The sequence below is a fragment of the Actinoplanes sp. NPDC019969 genome (genome assembly GCF_055562375.1).
Genome location: NZ_JBVHFK010000006.1, coordinates 104,902 through 122,433 on the forward strand (window position 1 = coordinate 104,902; position 17,532 = coordinate 122,433).

Annotated in this window: 15 protein-coding genes; 9 read left to right on the plus strand and 6 right to left on the minus strand. The window is 71.4% G+C overall.

The window, feature by feature from the left end; all coding sequences use genetic code 11:
- Positions 1 to 20: 20 nt before the first annotated feature.
- Genes ACZ3II_RS19205 through ACZ3II_RS19215 form a run of 3 tightly spaced genes read left to right on the plus strand, consistent with a single transcriptional unit; the run spans position 21 to position 4,525 of the window.
- Positions 21 to 2,798: an AfsR/SARP family transcriptional regulator gene (locus ACZ3II_RS19205; protein WP_465519022.1), complete on the plus strand. Its 2,778-nt coding sequence runs from the start codon at positions 21 to 23 to the stop codon at positions 2,796 to 2,798.
- Positions 2,799 to 2,852: 54 nt separating this feature from the next.
- A complete protein-coding gene (locus tag ACZ3II_RS19210; protein WP_465519023.1) occupies positions 2,853 to 3,812 on the plus strand; it encodes an alpha/beta hydrolase in 960 nt (319 codons plus the stop codon).
- Entirely contained in the window at positions 3,809 to 4,525 is a 717-nt protein-coding gene (locus tag ACZ3II_RS19215; RefSeq protein ID WP_465519024.1) for an alpha/beta fold hydrolase, read from the plus strand. Before ACZ3II_RS19210 ends, ACZ3II_RS19215 begins: the two co-directional genes overlap by 4 nt.
- Before the next feature lie 57 nt (positions 4,526 to 4,582).
- On the opposite strand, the gene ACZ3II_RS19220 is transcribed toward ACZ3II_RS19215, so the two are convergent.
- Together ACZ3II_RS19220 and pulA are read right to left on the minus strand one after the other, a co-directional pair.
- Entirely contained in the window at positions 4,583 to 5,071 is a 489-nt protein-coding gene (locus tag ACZ3II_RS19220) for a hypothetical protein (protein ID WP_465519025.1), read from the minus strand.
- Positions 5,072 to 5,144: 73 nt separating this feature from the next.
- Positions 5,145 to 8,387 (minus strand): pullulanase-type alpha-1,6-glucosidase, encoded by a 3,243-nt coding sequence (pulA, locus tag ACZ3II_RS19225; RefSeq protein WP_465519026.1) that lies wholly within the window; start codon positions 8,385 to 8,387, stop codon positions 5,145 to 5,147.
- Between the two features lie 207 nt (positions 8,388 to 8,594).
- On the opposite strand from pulA, the gene acnA reads away from it, so the two are divergent.
- Positions 8,595 to 11,372 carry an aconitate hydratase AcnA gene (gene acnA / locus ACZ3II_RS19230; protein ID WP_465519383.1) on the plus strand — a complete coding sequence of 926 codons (2,778 nt, stop codon included), beginning with the start codon at positions 8,595 to 8,597 and terminating at the stop codon, positions 11,370 to 11,372.
- A gap of 117 nt (positions 11,373 to 11,489) precedes the next feature.
- Here the strand turns inward: acnA and ACZ3II_RS19235 are convergent, their stop codons facing one another.
- Positions 11,490 to 12,080 carry a sugar O-acetyltransferase gene (locus ACZ3II_RS19235; RefSeq protein ID WP_465519027.1) on the minus strand — a complete coding sequence of 197 codons (591 nt, stop codon included), beginning with the start codon at positions 12,078 to 12,080 and terminating at the stop codon, positions 11,490 to 11,492.
- Between the two features lie 58 nt (positions 12,081 to 12,138).
- On the opposite strand from ACZ3II_RS19235, the gene ACZ3II_RS19240 reads away from it, so the two are divergent.
- Positions 12,139 to 12,384 carry a DUF2630 family protein gene (locus tag ACZ3II_RS19240; protein WP_465519028.1) on the plus strand — a complete coding sequence of 82 codons (246 nt, stop codon included), beginning with the start codon at positions 12,139 to 12,141 and terminating at the stop codon, positions 12,382 to 12,384.
- A gap of 47 nt (positions 12,385 to 12,431) precedes the next feature.
- On the opposite strand, the gene ACZ3II_RS19245 is transcribed toward ACZ3II_RS19240, so the two are convergent.
- Both ACZ3II_RS19245 and ACZ3II_RS19250 read right to left on the minus strand, forming a co-directional pair.
- A complete protein-coding gene (locus tag ACZ3II_RS19245; protein WP_465519029.1) occupies positions 12,432 to 13,316 on the minus strand; it encodes a serine protein kinase RIO in 885 nt (294 codons plus the stop codon).
- A 173-nt stretch (positions 13,317 to 13,489) separates the two neighbouring features.
- On the minus strand, positions 13,490 to 14,137 hold the full coding sequence (locus tag ACZ3II_RS19250; protein WP_465519030.1) for an HAD family hydrolase: 648 nt from the start codon (positions 14,135 to 14,137) through the stop codon (positions 13,490 to 13,492).
- Between the two features lie 164 nt (positions 14,138 to 14,301).
- Here ACZ3II_RS19250 and ACZ3II_RS19255 point away from each other — a divergent pair, with 164 nt between their 5' ends.
- The gene (locus tag ACZ3II_RS19255; RefSeq protein ID WP_465519031.1) at positions 14,302 to 14,883 is read left to right on the plus strand and encodes a TetR/AcrR family transcriptional regulator; all 582 of its coding nucleotides are present in this window, start codon (positions 14,302 to 14,304) and stop codon (positions 14,881 to 14,883) included.
- A gap of 2 nt (positions 14,884 to 14,885) precedes the next feature.
- Here the strand turns inward: ACZ3II_RS19255 and ACZ3II_RS19260 are convergent, their stop codons facing one another.
- The gene (locus ACZ3II_RS19260; protein ID WP_465519032.1) at positions 14,886 to 15,251 is read right to left on the minus strand and encodes a nuclear transport factor 2 family protein; all 366 of its coding nucleotides are present in this window, start codon (positions 15,249 to 15,251) and stop codon (positions 14,886 to 14,888) included.
- Positions 15,252 to 15,365: 114 nt separating this feature from the next.
- Here ACZ3II_RS19260 and ACZ3II_RS19265 point away from each other — a divergent pair, with 114 nt between their 5' ends.
- From ACZ3II_RS19265 to mug, 3 genes are all read left to right on the plus strand, one after another.
- On the plus strand, positions 15,366 to 16,145 hold the full coding sequence (locus tag ACZ3II_RS19265; RefSeq protein ID WP_465519033.1) for a helix-turn-helix domain-containing protein: 780 nt from the start codon (positions 15,366 to 15,368) through the stop codon (positions 16,143 to 16,145).
- The gene (locus tag ACZ3II_RS19270) at positions 16,126 to 16,887 is read left to right on the plus strand and encodes an SDR family oxidoreductase (protein ID WP_465519034.1); all 762 of its coding nucleotides are present in this window, start codon (positions 16,126 to 16,128) and stop codon (positions 16,885 to 16,887) included. Before ACZ3II_RS19265 ends, ACZ3II_RS19270 begins: the two co-directional genes overlap by 20 nt.
- Before the next feature lie 116 nt (positions 16,888 to 17,003).
- Positions 17,004 to 17,519 (plus strand): G/U mismatch-specific DNA glycosylase, encoded by a 516-nt coding sequence (mug, locus tag ACZ3II_RS19275; protein ID WP_465519384.1) that lies wholly within the window; start codon positions 17,004 to 17,006, stop codon positions 17,517 to 17,519.
- The last annotated feature ends 13 nt before the right edge of the window (positions 17,520 to 17,532 follow it).

Here is a 17,532-nt window from a genome sequence, read left to right on the forward strand (position 1 = left end):
CCTCGGGCAGGATCTCCGCCATGAACGACATCGAGCCCGCCGTACGGCTGCGGTCCTACGGCGGGCTGCGGATGTGGCGCTCCGGCGTCGAGGTCGACATCGGGGCGCCCCGGCTGCGGACCCTCCTCGCCACCCTGCTCGCGGCCCGCGGCGGCGTGGTCGGGGTGGACACCCTGATCGACCTGATCTGGGGCGACGAGCCGTCGCCCAGCGCCGTCAACCAGCTGCACCGGCTGGTGGGGCAGGTGCGCCGGCTGTTCGAGCCGCAGCTGGCCAGCCGGGCGCCGGGCCGCTGGGTGCAGCCCGCCGGCCAGGGTTACCGCCTGGTCGCCGACGAGCGGTCCTGCGATCTGCTGGCGGTGCGCTCGTTCCTGGGCTCGGCGCGGGCCGCGTCCGCCGCCGGGCTGCCACGGGAGGCTTCCCAGGCGTACGCCCAAGCCCTCGAACGCGCCCATGAGCCGGTCTTCGCCGGCCTGGATCCCGAGGTGCTCGACCATCCGGCCTTCGTGGCGCTGCAGCAGGAACGCATCCAGATCGCCGTCGAGGCCGCCGACCTGGCCCTGATCGAACCCGCCGCCCTGCGCTGCGTGCCGCACCTGCATCGGATCGCCGTGTCCGCGCCGCTGCACGAGCCGTTGCAGGCCCGGATGGTCCGGCTGCTGACGCTCACCGGCCGCCGGGCCGAGGCGCTGATCCTCTTCGACGAGGTGCGGCGCCTGCTCGCCGACGAGCTGGGCGCCGACCCGGGCGCCGAGCTGCGGTCCGCGCACCTGCAGGCGCTGGCCGACGACGACCCGGAGCCGCCCGCCACGCACCGGCCGGTGCAGCTGCCGCGCCGGGTGTCCGGCTTCGTGACCCGCGGTGAGCTGCCCGCCGGCGACACCGGCATCGTGGTGCTCAGCGGCATGGGCGGGATCGGCAAGACCGCCCTCGCGGTGGACTGGGCGCACCGGCTCGCGCCGCGCTACCCGGACGGCCAGCTCTACGTCAATTTGCGGGGCTTCGACCCGAGCGGCCGGCTGGTCGAGCCGTCGGACGCCATCGACGTGTTGCTGGAATCGCTCGGGGTGACGCTCGCCGCGCTGGCCGGGGCGGACGTCGACACCCGTGCGGCCCGGCTGCGGTCCGCGCTCGCCGACCGCCGGATGATCCTGCTGCTGGACAACGCCCGCGACTCCGAGCAGGTCCGGCCGCTGCTGCCCGGCGTGTCCGGCTGCCTGGTGATCGTGACCAGCCGCAACCGGCTGACCGGGCTGGTCGCGCGGGAGGGGGCCCGTCCGGTCCAGGTGGGCCGGCTCGGCGACGCGGCGGCGCTGGAGCTGCTGGCCAAACGGATCGGCGCGCCCCGGCTGAGCGCCGAGCCGGAGGCCGCCGCCGAGCTGGTCCGGTTCTGCGCCGGGCTGCCGCTGGCGCTGGCGATCGCGGCGGCGTACGCGGCGGTCCGGCCGGACATGAAACTCAAGGACGTCGTCGACGAGCTGGAGTCGTCCTCGCGGAAACTGGACGCGCTCGCCACCGGGGAGACGTCCGACGACGTACGGTCGGCGCTGTCCTGGTCGTACCAGGCGCTGAGCCCGGAGGCGGCCCGGATGTTCCGGCTCCTCGCCGTACACCCCGGACCGGAGATCTCGGCGGCGGCAGCGGCCAGCATCGCCGGAGCCGGTGAGGCCGCCCGCGGGCTGCTGATCGAGCTCAGCGCGGCCAACATGATCACCGAGGCGGGGCGTCTGCGGTACACGATCCACGACTTGTTGCACGCCTACGCCGGTGAACTGCTCGGCGAGCCGGAACGCCGGGAGGCGGAACGGCGGCTCGTCGAGCACTACATGCGCAGTGCCCGGCACGGCTACCTGGTGTTCGGCAGGCCACCGCTCAACGACCTCGGGCCCGTCACGCCGGGCGTCCTGGTCGAGGAGCCGGCCGATTTCACGGCATCGCTGGAGTGGTACATCCGGGAGAAGGCGGCGCTACGGGCCGTCATCGACCTGGCGCTGGCCCGCGGCTGGCACCGGGAGGCCATCCAGATCATCCTGGACCTGCGGGCGCAGCGCAGCAGCCGGGTGGAATCGCCGAGCGACTCGCAGGAGCAGTCCGAGCGGGCACTGCTCGCGTCGCACACGCTCGGCGATCCGCTGCTGGAGGCGGGCATGCTGCGGGAGTCCACGCTCGGCGTCCGGGCCGCCGACCCGGATCTCGCCGAATGGCGACTGCGGCGGGCGCTGGCGATCTACGAGGGGATCGGCGACGCGGGCGGCCAGTCGCACGTGTGGCGCAACCTGATCTCGTGCGTCACGGATCCGGTGGAACGGCTCCGCCGGGCACGGCTCACCCTGGACTTCGCCCGGCGTTCCCTGGACCCGTGCATCGTCACGTACGGGCTGGCCGCGCTCGCCGGCGAGCTGCACAACGACGGCGACCTGGAAGAGGCCGCCGCGGTCGGCGAGGAGGCGTTCCGGTTCGTCTTCACCCACGGGATCACCGACCTGCGCTGTGAGGCGCCGGCCAAGCTCGCCGAGATCCACCTGCTGCTCGACGACCCGCACACGGCCCTGCGGTACATCGAGATCGCGGTGGACAACCTGTCCCCGGTCGACGCGTTTCCGCTGTTCCACACGTACGCGCTGTTCGCCGAGGCCGCCCACAAGGTCGGCGACCACGCCCGGGCCACCGCGGCGGCCGCCCGCTTCCACGAGTTCGCCGCGCGGCACGGCGCCGACTACCGGGCCATCTGGGGCGACGCGGAGGTCGACGAGTACCTGGCGAAGGTCACCGCGATCAGTGCACCGCCGATGCACTGATCGTGCACTGGGTTCCGGTTGCCTGATCCTCGACTTGATCTTCAGGAGGATCCGATGAGCTACCCCAAGCCCGTGCTCGAGCCCGCCGCCCAGGCCTTCGTCGAGGCGACCGCGAACCCGCCGTACCTGTTCGACCTGGGCCCGCAGGAAGGCCGCAAGGCTGTCGAGTCGGTGCAGGACGGCACCGGTGTGGAGGTGCCCGCCGCCGACGTCCAGGACCTGACCTTCGCGGGCGGCCCGACCGGCGAGGTCAGGATCCGTGTGCTGCGGCCGGCCGGGGTGACCGGCCCGCTGCCGGTGCTGATCTACACGCACGGCGCCGGCTGGGTCTTCGGTGACGCGAACACCCACGACCGCCTGGTGCGGGAGCTGACGGTACGGGCGAACGCCGCCACCGTCTTCGTCGAGTACGACCGCTCCCCGGAGAGCCGCTACCCGGTCGCCGTCGAGCAGGTCTACGCCACCCTGGAGTGGGTCGCCACGCACGGCGCCGAGCACGGCCTGGACGCGACCCGGATCGCGGTCGCCGGTGACTCGGTCGGCGGCAACATGACCGCCGCCCTGACCATCCTGGCCAAGCAGCGGGGCGGCCCGGCGATCGCCGGCCAGTTGCTGTTCTACCCGGTGACCGACGCGAACTTCGACACCGACTCGTACCACCAGTTCGCCGAGGGCTACTTCCTGCGCCGTGACGGCATGCAGTGGTTCTGGGACCAGTACACCACCGACGAGGCGGAGCGGGCGCAGATCACCGCGTCGCCGCTGCGGGCCACCGTCGAGGAGCTGGCCGGGCTGCCGCAGGCGCTGGTCATCGTGGCCGAGGCGGACGTGCTGCGGGACGAGGGCGAGGCGTACGCGGCCAAGCTGCGCGCCGCCGGCGTCGACGTGACCGCCGTCCGCTACCAGGGCATCATCCACGACTTCGTGCTGCTCAACGCCCTCAAGGACACCCACGCCGCGAAGGCCGCCGTCGCGCAGGGCGGCGAGTTCCTCCGTACGGTGCTGCACCCGTGAGCAAGCCGACCGTGGTGCTCGTGCACGGGGCGTTCGCGGACGCGTCCAGCTTCGCCCCGGTCGTCGCGAACCTGCTCGACGACGGCATCGAGGTGCTGGTCCCGCCGGTGCCGAACCGGTCGCTCTCCGGCGATGCCGCGTACCTGTCGTCGGTGCTCGCCGCGATCGACGGCCCGGTCGTGCTGGCCGGGCACTCGTACGGCGGCGCGGTGATCACCGTCGCCGGTGTCGCCGACAACGTGAAGGCCCTGGTCTACCTGGCCGGGTACGCGCTCGAGGAGGGCGAGAGCCTGGGCGAGCTGCAGGGCCGGTTCCCGGACTCGGACCTGGCCGCGGCGCTCTGCTACACGCCGTACCCGGTGGAGGGCTCCACCGAGCCGGGCACCGACGTCTCCGTCGACGTGGCGAAGTTCCCGGCGATCTTCGCCCACGACGTGGACCCGGACCTGGCCCGCGTGCTGGCGGTGTCGCAGCGCCCGCTGGCGGCGGCCGCGTTCGGTGAGCCGGCGACGGCCGCGGCGTGGCGCACCAAGCCCGCCTGGGGTGTGGTCGCCACGGGGGACCACACCATCAACCCGGACGTCGAGCGCTTCGGTTACCAGCGCGCCGGCATCCGCACCACCGAGATCGACTCCTCCCACCTGGTGATGCTGTCGCACCCGCGGGAGGTCGCCGATCTGATCCGCACCGCCATCGCCGCGGTCACGGACTGACAATCCAGTGTGTGTATTTCGGCCGCTATGCGCGCCCGAAATACACACACTGGAAGGTCACGCCTTGTAGTCGCTGATGATCCAGCACTCGGCGCCGTCCGGGCCGTCGGTCACGTTGATGGTGACCTTGGCCGGGTGGCCGTCGCCGCGGTCGAACTCGGTGGCCACCTCGGCGCCGTCCTCGTGGGCGGTCTCGGCCATCGCGACCAGCTCGCCGAGCGTGGGCACGTCGATCTCCTCGCCCTCGTCGCCGGTCACCGGCCCGAGGTCCACCTCGGCGGACGCCGACGGCGCCGCCGCGCCGCCGATCCGGGTCGCCCCGGTCACCGCGCCGTTCGTCACGGTCGCCTGGTACCGCCCGAGCGGCGCGGCCGCGTCACAGCCCCGGGTCAGCACGAAGCTGTAGTTCGCCGGCTCGGTCCAGGCCGGCGCGGACGCGTCACTCGTCGGCGCCGGATCCACCACCGCCGGGCCCTTGCCGCCGGACGTGCACCCACCGGCCAGCCCGATCAGGATCAACGCGCACAGGGCACGCTCTAGCCGCACCACGACCTCCGCTCCACACTCACCGTCGCGGCGCAATGTAGCGCAACCACGCCCACCCGGCACCCCGGGACGGTCAGGTCAGGTCGGTGACGAAGACCGCGACGGTGCGGGCCGGCACCTCCCCCGGCGTGGCGGCGCGCAGCAGCGGGTCGGCGGAGGCGGTCAGCTCCGGGTGCGGGCGCAGCCGGGCCGGGTCCGGCAGCGCGGGCCGGGCCGCCGACTCGGTGACGTTGAAGACGACCACGATCCGGGCCCAGCGCGGGTCCAGGCCGGTGCCGTCCAGGTCCATCACGATCACACCGGGCTGTTCGCCGGGGCCGCCGAGCGGGAACGACACCCGCCGCTGCACCTCCTCGGCGTCCGGCAGCCCGAAGACCGGCGAGGAGCGGCGGATCCGCAGCAGTTCCCGGTAGCGCTCGGCGGTGAGCGTGATCACGTCCGGCGAGGGGACCAGCGACGGGTCGCCGAGCAGCGGCCGCGCGTAATCCCACTTGTCGCCGTTGTCGGACTCCGGAGGCAGGCCCAGCCCGAACCCGTTGCCGAGAGCGGGATCCCAGCGGATCTGGTTGAACCAGTCGCCGGAGTTGAACGAGTTGCGGTCCAGCGACTTGGAGCGCAGCCGCTCGGTGCCGAGGGCCGCGAACCCGGCGCCCTGGCTCAGCACCACCAGCGCCAGGGCGAGCACCTGCATCCGGGCCCGGTCCAGCTGGGACAGGTCGCGGGGCAGCTTGAACGCCATCGCGTCGTACAGGATCTCGTTGTCGTGGGCGTCCACATAGTTCACCGTCTCGCCGGGGGCGTGCGCGTAACCGCTGGGCGAGCCGTTGTAGTCGACCTGGGCGCCGCTGCGCTCGACCCCGTCGTGGCAGACGAACCGGTAGTTGGCCAGGCCGCCGGCGAGGCCCACCTTGATCCGGTCGTGCAGCCAGAGCGGGACGGCCGAGCCGAGCCCGGTCGCGAAGCCCCGGGTGCCGGGGTCGTCACCGAACGCCCCGCCGCCGCGGATCGCGTCGCGGAACCGGTCGTTGAACGTGCCGACGCCGGTGCCGGCCATGTTGACCTGGGTGGCCTGGGCGAACCGGGCGTCGTACGCCACCTCGCCGAAGTTCCACCCCTCCCCGTACAGCGCGATGTCGGGGTCGATCCGGTCCAGGGCGATCCGCGCCGACAGGATGTTGGCCCGCGGGTGGTGGCCCATCAGGTCGAACCGGAAGCCGTCGATCTTGTACTCCCGGGCCCAGGTGACCAGCGAGTCGACGACCAGGCGGCCCATCATCACGTGCTCGGTCGCGGTGTTCGGGCAGCAGCTGGACTCGGCGGTGCTGCCGTCCTCCAGCAGCCGGTGGTAATAGCCGGGGACGATCCGGTCGAGGACGCTGAACCGGTCGAGCCCGTCGCCCATCGTGTGGTTGTAGACCACGTCGAGGACGACCCGCAGCCCGGCCGCGTTGAGTCCCGCCACCGCCGTGCGCAGCTGGAGGATCCGAGCGGAGCCGGCCGGGTCGGTGGCGTAGCTGCCGTCCGGCGCCGTCCAGTGCCACGGGTCGTAACCCCAGTTGAACCCGTCGGTGTCGGCGACCGCCATCACGGCGCGCTGCTGCTCCGGCGAGTCGGGTGGGAACGCCGTCAGGTCGCAGGCCGGCACCGACTGGTCGGCCCGCCGGTCCGGCACCGTGGCGAAGTCGTTGACCGGCAGCAGGTGCACGTGGGTGAGCCCGGCGTCGGCCAGCGAGCGCAGGTGGCGCATCCCGTCCGAGCTGTGCCGGGCGAAGGCCAGGAAGGTGCCCCGCTCCTCCGGCGGCACCGTGGCGTCGGCGATCGAGAAGTCCCGGACCGACACCTCGGTGATCTGCATCCGGGCCTGGCCGACCACCGGCGGTTTGGCGAGGGCGTCCCAGCCGGGTGGGCGCAGCGCCGGGTCGGACAGGTCGACGAGCTGGCTGTGTGTGGAGTCGGTGGCGAGCGACACCGAATACGGGTCGGTCACGCTGGTGGTCACCACCCGCTGGGCGGCGGGCTGCCAGACCTCGACGCGATAGCGGTACCACTTGTTGAGCCACTTGCGCTTGCCGGTGATCGACCAGACGCCGGTGACGTCGTCGCGTTCCATCGGGAGGATGCGCGGCTCCTCGCCGGGCTCACGGAAGAACTCCAGCTCGACAGTGCGGGCGGTCGGCGCCCAGACCGACAGCCGGGGTTTGTCCTTGTCGTCGACGACCGGGCCGAGCTCGGCGTCGGCGGCGTCCGCATACCGGTCGTCGAGGACGCCGGCGAGCTGAACGGCGGTGAGCGCGACCAGCTCGCCCTCGGGGCTGCGCCCGGCGACGAGCAGTTGCCCGCGCAGCAGATCGTCCAGCGCCGCGTCGCCGAGCTCGCGCACGGCGAACGCCCGGTAGGCGCGCAGGTGCGGGAAGCGGCGGCTCTGCGCCTGGAACAGGCCACCGGGCCGCGGCACCAGCGGCAGCTCGGCGCCCTCGCCGGTCAGCTCTCGGCCGGACCGCCGGAGCCCACCCGCCTCGGAGGCGACCAGGGCGAAGGTGACGGCGCGGGCGGCGAACCACTCGGGCAGGGCGATCGTCCCCCGGTCGACGAAGACGGCATGAGCACGAGCGGGGTCCAGCTCCGGCCCGAGCGTCCCGAGATCCGGCAGGACCGGCGCCCACGATCCCGCCGTCAGCCACACCTCACGGCACACGGTGAGATCGAGCCGCTGATCGTCGGGCAGATCCTTCTCCTCGCCCCGGTGCAGCACATAGCGCAGGCCCACGGCGTCGGGCCGGACGCGTACCTCGAAAATCGCCCCGAAGGCATCGAAACGGGTGGGCATGTGCGGCGAACCCCAGCGGGTCTTCTCCGTGACCGGGACGCCCTCCCAGCAGTGCAGGCCCCACCCACCGTAGTCACCGTCCGGGCGGCGGTAATGGATCACGACGGTGTCTGCCGGTGGCTCGGGAAGCTCGGGCGGCGTGGTGGAGACCCGGCGGTCACCGGCGGTCACCCAGATCTCGCCGGTCTTGCGCAGATCGACCCACCGGTCCACCGCGACGTCCTTGGCGCCCTGCCGGTTGAGCACCAGGAAGCCGATCTCCTGCGCGTCCTCGCGGACCCGCACCCAGGCGAAACGGCCCCACGCGTCCTCGCCGGCGAACGGGACGCCGTCGGGATAGACCAGGTCGGCGCCGGGAGCGAGGTCGCCCCAGGCGTGCAGGACCCAGTCGGCGTAGTCACCGTCGGCGCGCTGGTAGTGAACGATCAGCCACCGCACGTCAGCGAGGGCGGCCGGAGGGGCGGAAGCGGTGATCTCGACCGTCGTCACCGGCACATCATCGCAGCGGGATACGACATTTTCCGGGTGTCCCGACGACAGGCTGGGAGGATCGTCGCGTGGGACCCGCCTTGCAACCGCTAGCAAGACGGACGTACGGTTTACCGGAGACGCGCAACCGAGAGTTAGGCATACCTAACCAAGAGGTCGCCCTTTCGGTGCGAAAGACTTGACTTCCAGTCGCTGGGTGTGAAGGAGATGACGGTGGCCAGCCTCGACACCTTTGGTGCGAAGAGCGAGCTGCGCGTCGGTGACGCGAGCTACGAGATTTTCACGATCGACAAGGTGAAGGGGCACGATCGACTGCCCTACTCCTTGAAGATCCTCCTGGAGAACCTGCTGCGCACTGAGGACGGCGCGAACATCACCGCCGACCACATCAACGCGCTCGGCAGCTGGGATCAGAACGCCGACCCGAGTGTCGAGATCCAGTTCACCCCGGCACGGGTGCTGATGCAGGACTTCACCGGTGTTCCCTGCGTGGTCGACCTGGCCACGATGCGTGAGGCCGTCAAGGACCTGGGCGGCGACCCCACCAAGGTCAACCCGCTCGCTCCGGCCGAGCTGGTCATCGACCACTCGGTCATCGCCGACCTGTTCGGCCGCGAGGACGCCTTCCAGCGCAACGTCGAGCTGGAGTACCAGCGCAACCGCGAGCGCTACCAGTTCCTGCGCTGGGGCCAGACCGCGTTCAACGAGTTCAAGGTCGTCCCGCCCGGCACCGGCATCGTGCACCAGGTCAACATCGAGTACCTGGCTCGCACGATCATGGAGCGCAACGGCCAGGCGTACCCGGATACCGTCGTCGGCACCGACTCGCACACCACCATGGTCAACGGCCTGGGCGTGCTGGGCTGGGGCGTCGGCGGCATCGAGGCCGAGGCCGCGATGCTGGGCCAGCCGGTCTCCATGCTGATCCCGCGGGTCGTCGGCTTCAAGCTGTCCGGCGAGGCGCCGGCCGGCACCACCGCCACCGACCTGGTGCTCACCATCACCGAGATGCTGCGCAAGCACGGTGTGGTCAGCAAGTTCGTCGAGTTCTACGGCCCCGGCGTGAGCGCGGTCCCGCTGGCGAACCGGGCGACCATCGGCAACATGTCGCCGGAGTACGGCTCGACCGTCGCGATCTTCCCGATCGACGAGCAGACCATCGACTACCTGAAGCTGACCGGCCGCACCGAGGAGCAGGTGGCGCTCGTCGAGGCGTACGCCAAGCGTCAGGGCCTGTGGCTGGACCCGAACGCCGAGCCGGACTACAGCGAGAAGCTCGAGCTGGACCTGTCGACGATCGTCCCGTCGCTGGCCGGCCCGAAGCGCCCGCAGGACCGGGTGCTGCTCAGCGAGGCCAAGTCGGCGTTCCGCGGCGCTCTGCCGAACTACGCCGCCCCGCACGGCCACGCCGACGAGGCCAGCGAGGAGTCCTTCCCGGCCAGCGACTCGCCCGCCAACGGCATCGAGGACGAGGCCGACAAGCCGCAGATCTTCAGCGCCGCGGCGAACGCCAACGGCCGCACCTCCAAGCCCACCCGGGTCAAGGGCGAGGACGGCGTGGAGTACGAGCTGGACCACGGCGCCGTCGTCATCGCCGCGATCACCTCCTGCACGAACACCTCGAACCCGCAGGTCATGATCGGCGCCGCGCTGCTCGCCAAGAAGGCCGTGGAGAAGGGCCTGACCCGCAAGCCGTGGGTCAAGACCACCCTGGCCCCGGGCTCGAAGGTCGTCTCGGACTACTACGACCGGGCCGGTCTCACCCCGTACCTCGACAAGATCGGGTTCAACCTGGTCGGCTACGGCTGCACCACGTGCATCGGCAACTCGGGCCCGCTGCCCGAGGAGGTCTCGGCCGCCATCAACGAGGCGGACCTGACCGCGGTCAGCGTCCTCTCCGGCAACCGGAACTTCGAGGGCCGGATCAACCCGGACGTCAAGATGAACTACCTGGCGTCCCCGCCGCTGGTCGTGGCGTACGCCCTGGCCGGCTCGATGGACATCGACATCACGACCGAGCCGCTGGGCACGGGCAGTGACGGCAAGCCGGTCTACCTGAACGACATCTGGCCGACCAACGCCGAGATCGACGAGACGATCGCCCAGGCCATCGGCGCCGAGGCGTTCAGCTCCGCCTACCAGGACGTCTTCGCCGGTGACGAGCAGTGGCAGTCGCTGCCGACCCCGACCGGTGACACCTTCGCCTGGGCCGGGGACTCCACCTACGTCCGGAAGCCCCCGTACTTCGAGGGCATGCAGGCCGAGCCGGCCCCGGTGAACGACATCGCCGGCGCCCGCGTGCTGGCCAAGCTGGGCGACTCGGTCACCACCGACCACATCTCCCCGGCCAGCTCGATCAAGCCGGACTCGCCCGCCGGCAAGTACCTCGCGGAGAACGGCGTCCCGCGCGCCGAGTTCAACAGCTACGGCTCGCGCCGCGGCAACCACGAGGTCATGATCCGTGGCACGTTCGCCAACATCCGGCTGCGCAACCAGCTGCTGAACGATGTCGAGGGTGGCTTCACGCTCAACCACCTGACCGGCGAGCAGACCACCATCTACGACGCCTCCGTCGCCTACCAGGAGGCCGGCATCCCGCTGGTGATCCTGGCCGGCAAGGAGTACGGCTCGGGTTCCTCCCGCGACTGGGCCGCCAAGGGCACCATGCTGCTGGGCGTCCGCGCCGTCATCGCCGAGAGCTACGAGCGCATCCACCGCTCCAACCTGATCGGCATGGGCGTGCTCCCGCTGCAGTTCCCGCAGGGGCAGAACGCCGAGTCCCTCGGCCTGACCGGCACCGAGACCTTCTCGTTCACCGGCGTCACCGAGCTCAACAACGGCACCACCCCGCGCACCGTCAAGGTGACGACCGACACCGGCATCGAGTTCGACGCGGTCGTCCGCATCGACACGCCCGGCGAGGCCGACTACTACCGCAACGGCGGCATCCTGCAGTACGTCCTCCGCAAGATGCTCCGCAGCTGACGCTGCTTCCGCCGAGGCCCCGCTCTCCTCTCACGGAGGGCGGGGCTTCTGCCTATTTCGCGGGGGTACGGGTGACGCGCCCCGGCTCGCCGGAAGAGGCAGGCGGGTCGCCCCGTCTCAGGGCCGGAAGCCGGTCCGGTCCGCGTCGGTGATCTCGCGCAGCACCCGGGCCGGCACGCCCGCCGCGATCACGCCCGCCGGCACGGACCTGGTGACCACGCTGCCGGAACCGATGATCGAGCCGTCGCCGATGGTCACGCCCGGGTTGATGGTGACCCCGCCGCCGACCCACACGTTGTTCCCGATCGTCACCGGCTTGGCGTAGCAGGCGCCCGCCGCACGCTCCGCCGCGTCGATGGCGTGGTTCGACGTGTAGATCCCGACCCGCGGCCCGAACAGCACATGATCCCCGATGGTGATCCCGCCGCCGTCCAGCATCACGCAGTCGAAGTTGGCGTAGAAGTGGTCCCCGACGCTGATGTTGAACCCGAACTCGCACCGGAACACCGGCTCGAAGTGGCACCCTTCCCCCACCGACTTCAGCAGCCGCCGCAGGATCGCCTCCCGTTCGGCCTGGAGCCGCCCGAAACTGCTGTTGTACTCGTCGGCCAGCAGCACGGTCCGCTCCCGCGCCCGCACGAGTTCCGAGGTCAGGTCGTTGTACATCCGGCCGGAGAGAATGTGCTCCCGCTGCTCCTCAAGCGTCACCCTGTGATCTTGCCATCCTGCCCGGCACGAACCGGCCGGTGGTGAATACGCTTCAGCGATGGATGACAAGACTGTTCTGGGCCGGATCAGCGAACTGGTCGACGAGGAGCACAAGCTCCGCAACCGGCTGAGCCAGGGCGAGATCTCCGCCGACGAGGAGCACAGCCGCCTCAAGGAGCTGGAGGAAGCCCTCGACCAGTGCTGGGACCTGCTGCGCCGGCGCCGCGCGGCCCGTGACGCCGGGCACGACCCGGATGCCGAGCAGGCGCACACCACCGACGAGGTCGAGCACTACATCCAGTGACGCGTACGCGGCCGCCGCATCCACGGCGGCCGCGCATCACCGCCGGGTCAGCGCAGCCCGGCCTCGTACAGCAGCCGGTCGGTCAGCTCCTCGGCGTCGACCGTCAGTCCACGCTGCCGGAACCAGCCCGCCACGTTGTGCACGTCCCGGGCGATGAACTCGGCGCCCCGCGGGTTCGCGATCACGTCGATGATCTGCGGCAGGTCGATCATGACGAGCCGGTCGCGGTGCACCATCGTGTTGTACGGCGACAGGTCACCGTGCGCCACCTGGGCCCGGGCCAGCACCGACAGCGCGTCGGTCATCTGCTGCCACAGTCCGGCGAGCTGATCGGGCTCGGCACGCACCTGCGCGAGCCGGGGCGCCGCCTCGCCGGTCTCCCAGTCGCCGATGAACTCCATCAGCAGCTCGGTGCCGATGAGCTGGACCGGGTACGGCACGCGGACCAGACCGCTCTCCTGGCCGATCTCCCACAGCCGGCCCAGCGCGTCGAACTCGGCCGCCGACCACTGCCCGGCGATCATCTCCTTGCCGAAGGAGGTGCGGTTGGCCATGGCCCGCATCTCCCGGGACCGCCGCACGCGACGTCCCTCGAGATAGCCGGAGTCGCGGTGGAACATCCGGTGATCGCCGTCGCGGTACCGCTTGGCGGCCAGCATGCTGATCTTGTCGGTGCCCGGGAGCTCCCGCCGGACCAGGAAGACGTCCGCTTCCTTGCCGGTCTTGAGCATGCCCAGCTCGGTGTCGACGGCGCCGTGCTCCGTGCGTACCCAATCGGGTCTCGGCTCCGGGCCGTGCAGCGCACCGTCCCAGGTGGACCACCGGTCACCCTCCTCGGGCAGATCCGGGTCCTCCTGGAGAGCCGGCTCCAGCCGGCTGATCTTCAGAAAATCGGGCTCGTCGTCATCGAACTTGCGACGCTTGTTACGCATGGTCGAGTGCTCGCGCACGGGAGGGTCTCCTCAGAGAAAGAAGTAAGCGGGGAAACGAGGACAGCAGGCATCACAAAGACAGCCATCGAAGTCGACCCCCTTCTCTCTCGTCGGTTCGCTCGTGCGCGGTCGACTCTCGCCGATCGCCGGAAGCCGCGCAACTCATTTTCCGCTCAGCGCGCCGCCATGATCGCTGAGATGCCCTGGATCACGTTCCCGACCACCTTCGTCGGCGCGAACCGGTTGTCCACCCAGTCCCGCCCGCGGTGCAGCCACACGCTGGGCAGCCCGAGCGCCGCCGCCCCGCCAATGTCCGACTCCGGGCTGTCGCCGACCACCCACGCCCCGGCCAGCCGCATCCGGACCCGCTGCGCGGCCATCGCGAAGATCCGCGGGTTCGGTTTGCTGACGCCGCACTCCTCCGAGATCACCCAATCGGCGACGTACCGGTCCAGACCGGTCCGCCGGATGCGTGACTCCTGCTGCTCGGTGGGCCCGTTCGTCACCACCACCGGCACCAGCCCGGCGTCGCCCGCGATCTCCAGGGCGCAACCCACCATGGGGTCGAGCCGTTCATAGGTGAGCGGTCCGGCCTTCAGCTCGTCCACCAGGTCGATCGACGGCACCCGTAGCCGGTAGCGGTCGCGGATCCGGTCGGCGAGGTCCCATCGGGAGGTGAGGCCGTCCGCGTCGACAGCGACCAGCCACTCCAGATCGTCCTGGGGCGCGGAGATCTCGTCGAGGAAACCTTTAGCCCACAGCCGGAACGCACCGCTGCGATCGAGCAGGGTGTCGTCCAGGGAGAGGAAGACTAGAGGCACGCGGGCACTTTACGTGAGCGCTCGCGGGACCGAACAGCCCAGGACTGTTAACAAAACGCTGAGACCATGACGAAATTCGCATCATCCGATCGAGGTACGGGGTCCTTCTGTAAACCGTACGTACGGCTTGCAGGACCGTCCGGCCCCGTGAAACGATCGGTGACGTGCCCAGGGTGAGTCAGGACCAGCTAGATGCGCGCCGCCACGAGATCCTCAGCGCGGCCCGCAACTGTTTCGCCCGATTCGGCTACGGGGGTGCCACGGTGCGCCGCCTCGAAGAAGCCACCGGCATGTCCCGTGGGGCGATTTTCCACCATTTTCGTGACAAGGAGTCGCTGTTCCTCGCCGTCGCCGAGGACGACGCCGTCACCATGGTCGAGACCGTCGCGCAGAACGGTCTCGTGCAGGTGATGCGCGACCTCCTCGACCGGGCCGGCAACAGCGAGGGTGACACCGCCGGCTGGCTCGGCACCCAGCTGGAGGTCTCGCACCGTCTCCGCACCGACCCGTCCTTCGCGAAACGGTGGGCCCAGCGCTCCGCCGCCATCGCCGACGCCACCCGCGACCGCCTGCAGCGCCAGCGGGACGCCGGTGTGCTGCGCCGGGACGTCCCGGTCGAGGTCCTCACCCAGTTCCTCGAGCTGGCGTACGACGGCCTGGTCCTGCACCTGGCCACCGGCCGCCCGCCCGGCGAACTGACCCGCGTCCTCGACGTCGTCGAAGAGGCGGTCCGCAAACCCGCCTGAGGTCAGAGGGCGGGCGCCCGGTCGATGAAACCGAGGACCTGGAAGATCTGGCCGGACGCGTCCCGTTCGGCCACGTCGAAGCCCACCACCAGCGGCTCCTCGCCGGGCCGGCCCAGGTGCCAGGTGAACCGGGCCTGGTCGTGGTGGGCGTCCACCGGTCCGCCGGAGCTGAACACCAGCCCGGCGAACTGCTGCTGCGCCGCCCCGATCACCGCGTTCAGCGCCTCCCGGCCCTCGACCGCCGCGAGCGGGTCGACGTAGCGGACGTTCTCCGCGAACAGTTCATCGATCGCCGCCCGGCGCGCCTCCGGGCCGGTCTCGTTCCACACCGCGAGGTACTGCTCGATCATCCTGTCGAAGTCGCTCATCGGCTCGTCCTCTCTCGTCCGGTTGACGGCATGAGCCTGACCGGGACCGGGTAGCGCCGTCGATTACCCCGCGGGTAATGGCGGGCCCTCGCGGCCGGTCCCTACGCTGCGGGGATGAGCGAGGTCGGCAAGCTGTTACGCGGCTGGCGGGACACCCGGCGGATGAGCCAGCTCGATCTCTCCGGCCGGTCCGGGGTGTCCACGCGGCACCTGTCGTTCATGGAGACCGGCCGGTCCCGCCCGACGCGGCGGATGCTGCTGCGGCTGGCCGAGGAACTCGACGTCCCGCTGCGCGCCCGCAACGAGTTGCTGCTGGCCGGCGGGTTCGCCCCGGCCTACCCGGAGTCGGAGCTGGACGGCCCGCCGCTGGCGGACGTGCTGACCGCGCTCCGCAATGTGCTCGCCGGGCACGCGCCCTACCCGGCGGTGCTGGTGGACCGGCACTGGACGATGGTGGACGCCAACGACGGGGTGGCCCGGCTCACCGCCGGCTGTGCCCCGGAGCTGCTGGTCCCGCCGGTCAACGTGCTGCGCCTGGCCCTGCATCCGGCCGGCATGGCGCCGCGGATCGGGAATCTGGCCGAGTGGCGTACGCACCTCCTGCACCGCCTCGACCGGCAGGCCGCCGCCACCGCCGACCCGGTCCTGCACGACCTCCGCGCCGAGCTGGCCGGCTATCCCGGCGGCGAGGTGCCGGAACGCCCGGACGGTCTGGTCGTCCCGCTCCGCTTCGAGGATCTGAACTTCTTCAGCATCACCTCGGTCCTCGGCACCCCGCGCGACGTCACCCTGTCCGAACTGGCCATCGAGGCGTTCCTGCCGGCCGACGCGGCCACCGCCGCCGCGCTGTCCGGTGGGATGGCAGTATCGACATATGGACCTTGGGCTCGCTGATCGCGTCTTCATTCTCACCGGGGCCTCCCGGGGGCTCGGACTGGCCACCGCGCAGGCGCTCGTCGGCGACGGCGCCCGGGTGGTGATCTCCTCCCGCGACGACGACCGGGTGACGGAGGCGGTGGCCACACTGGGCGGCCCGGAGCACGCGCTGGGGGTAACCGCCGACCTGGCCGACCCGAGCACCCCGCGCGAGCTGGTGCACGCGGCACAGGAGCGGTTCGGGCGGCTGGACGGGGCGCTGATCTCGGTGGGCGGCCCCGCTCCGGGCACCGCGGCGAGCATGAGCGACGACCAGTGGACGAGTGCGTTCGAGACGGTCTTCCTGGGTTCGGTACGGGCGGCGCGCACCTTCGCCTCGTCCCTGCCCGAGGGCGGGGCGATCGGCCTGGTGCTGTCCACGTCGGTGAAGACGCCGCTGACCGGGCTGGGCCTGTCGAACGGTTTCCGGCCCGGGCTGGCGATGGTCGCCAAGGACATGGCCGACGAGTTCGCTCCGCGCGGCGTCCGGGTCCTCAGCATCCTGCCCGGCCGTTTCATGACCGACCGCAGCCGTGAGCTGCTCGCCGCCACCGACGACCCGGTGGACGCCGCCGAGCGGATCGCCTCGTCCGTTCCGTTGCGCCGCATCGGCGAGCCCTCGGAGTTCGGCCGTGTCGCCGCGTTCCTGCTCTCCCCCGCGGCCAGTTACGTGACCGGCGTCGCGGTCGCGGTCGACGGCGGCGCCCTCCGCGCCCTGTGACCACCCCACCCGGCCCGGCAGCCGACCCACCGTCCACCCGGCTCTCCGCCCGCCGCCAGGGCCGGACCGGCGGGCAAACGGCGGCCGCGCGGGTGGGGCGGCCGAGCGCCGGCGAGATGACGGCCGCCGCCGGGCGGACCATTCCCGACGTCGAGGGCCCGGACCTGCTGGTGCTGTTCTCCGGTATCAACCCGAGCCTGTACTCGGCGGCGACCGGCCATCACTTCGCCCGCCCGGGCAACCGGTTCTGGCCGGCGCTGCACGGCGCGGGTTTCACCGGCCGGCTGCTGCACCCGTCGGAGCAGCATCTGCTGCCCGCGCTCGGGCTCGGCATCACGAACGTGGTCGCCCGCGCCACGGCCCGCGCCGACGAACTGGCCCCGGAGGAGTTCGTCCACGGCGGCGCCCTGCTCGCCGAGCGGGTGGCCCGGCTCCGCCCCCGGTTCCTGGCCGTTCTGGGCGTGACCGCTTACCGTGCCGCCTTCGCCCAGCCGAAGGCGCGGATCGGCCGCCAGCCCGGAACGATCTCCGGTGTGCCGGTCTGGGTGCTGCCGAATCCGAGCGGCCTCAACGCCCACTTCCAGTTGCCCGCGCTGATCACCGAGTTCGCGGCGCTGCGCGGCGCCCTCTGACACCGCCCGCGCC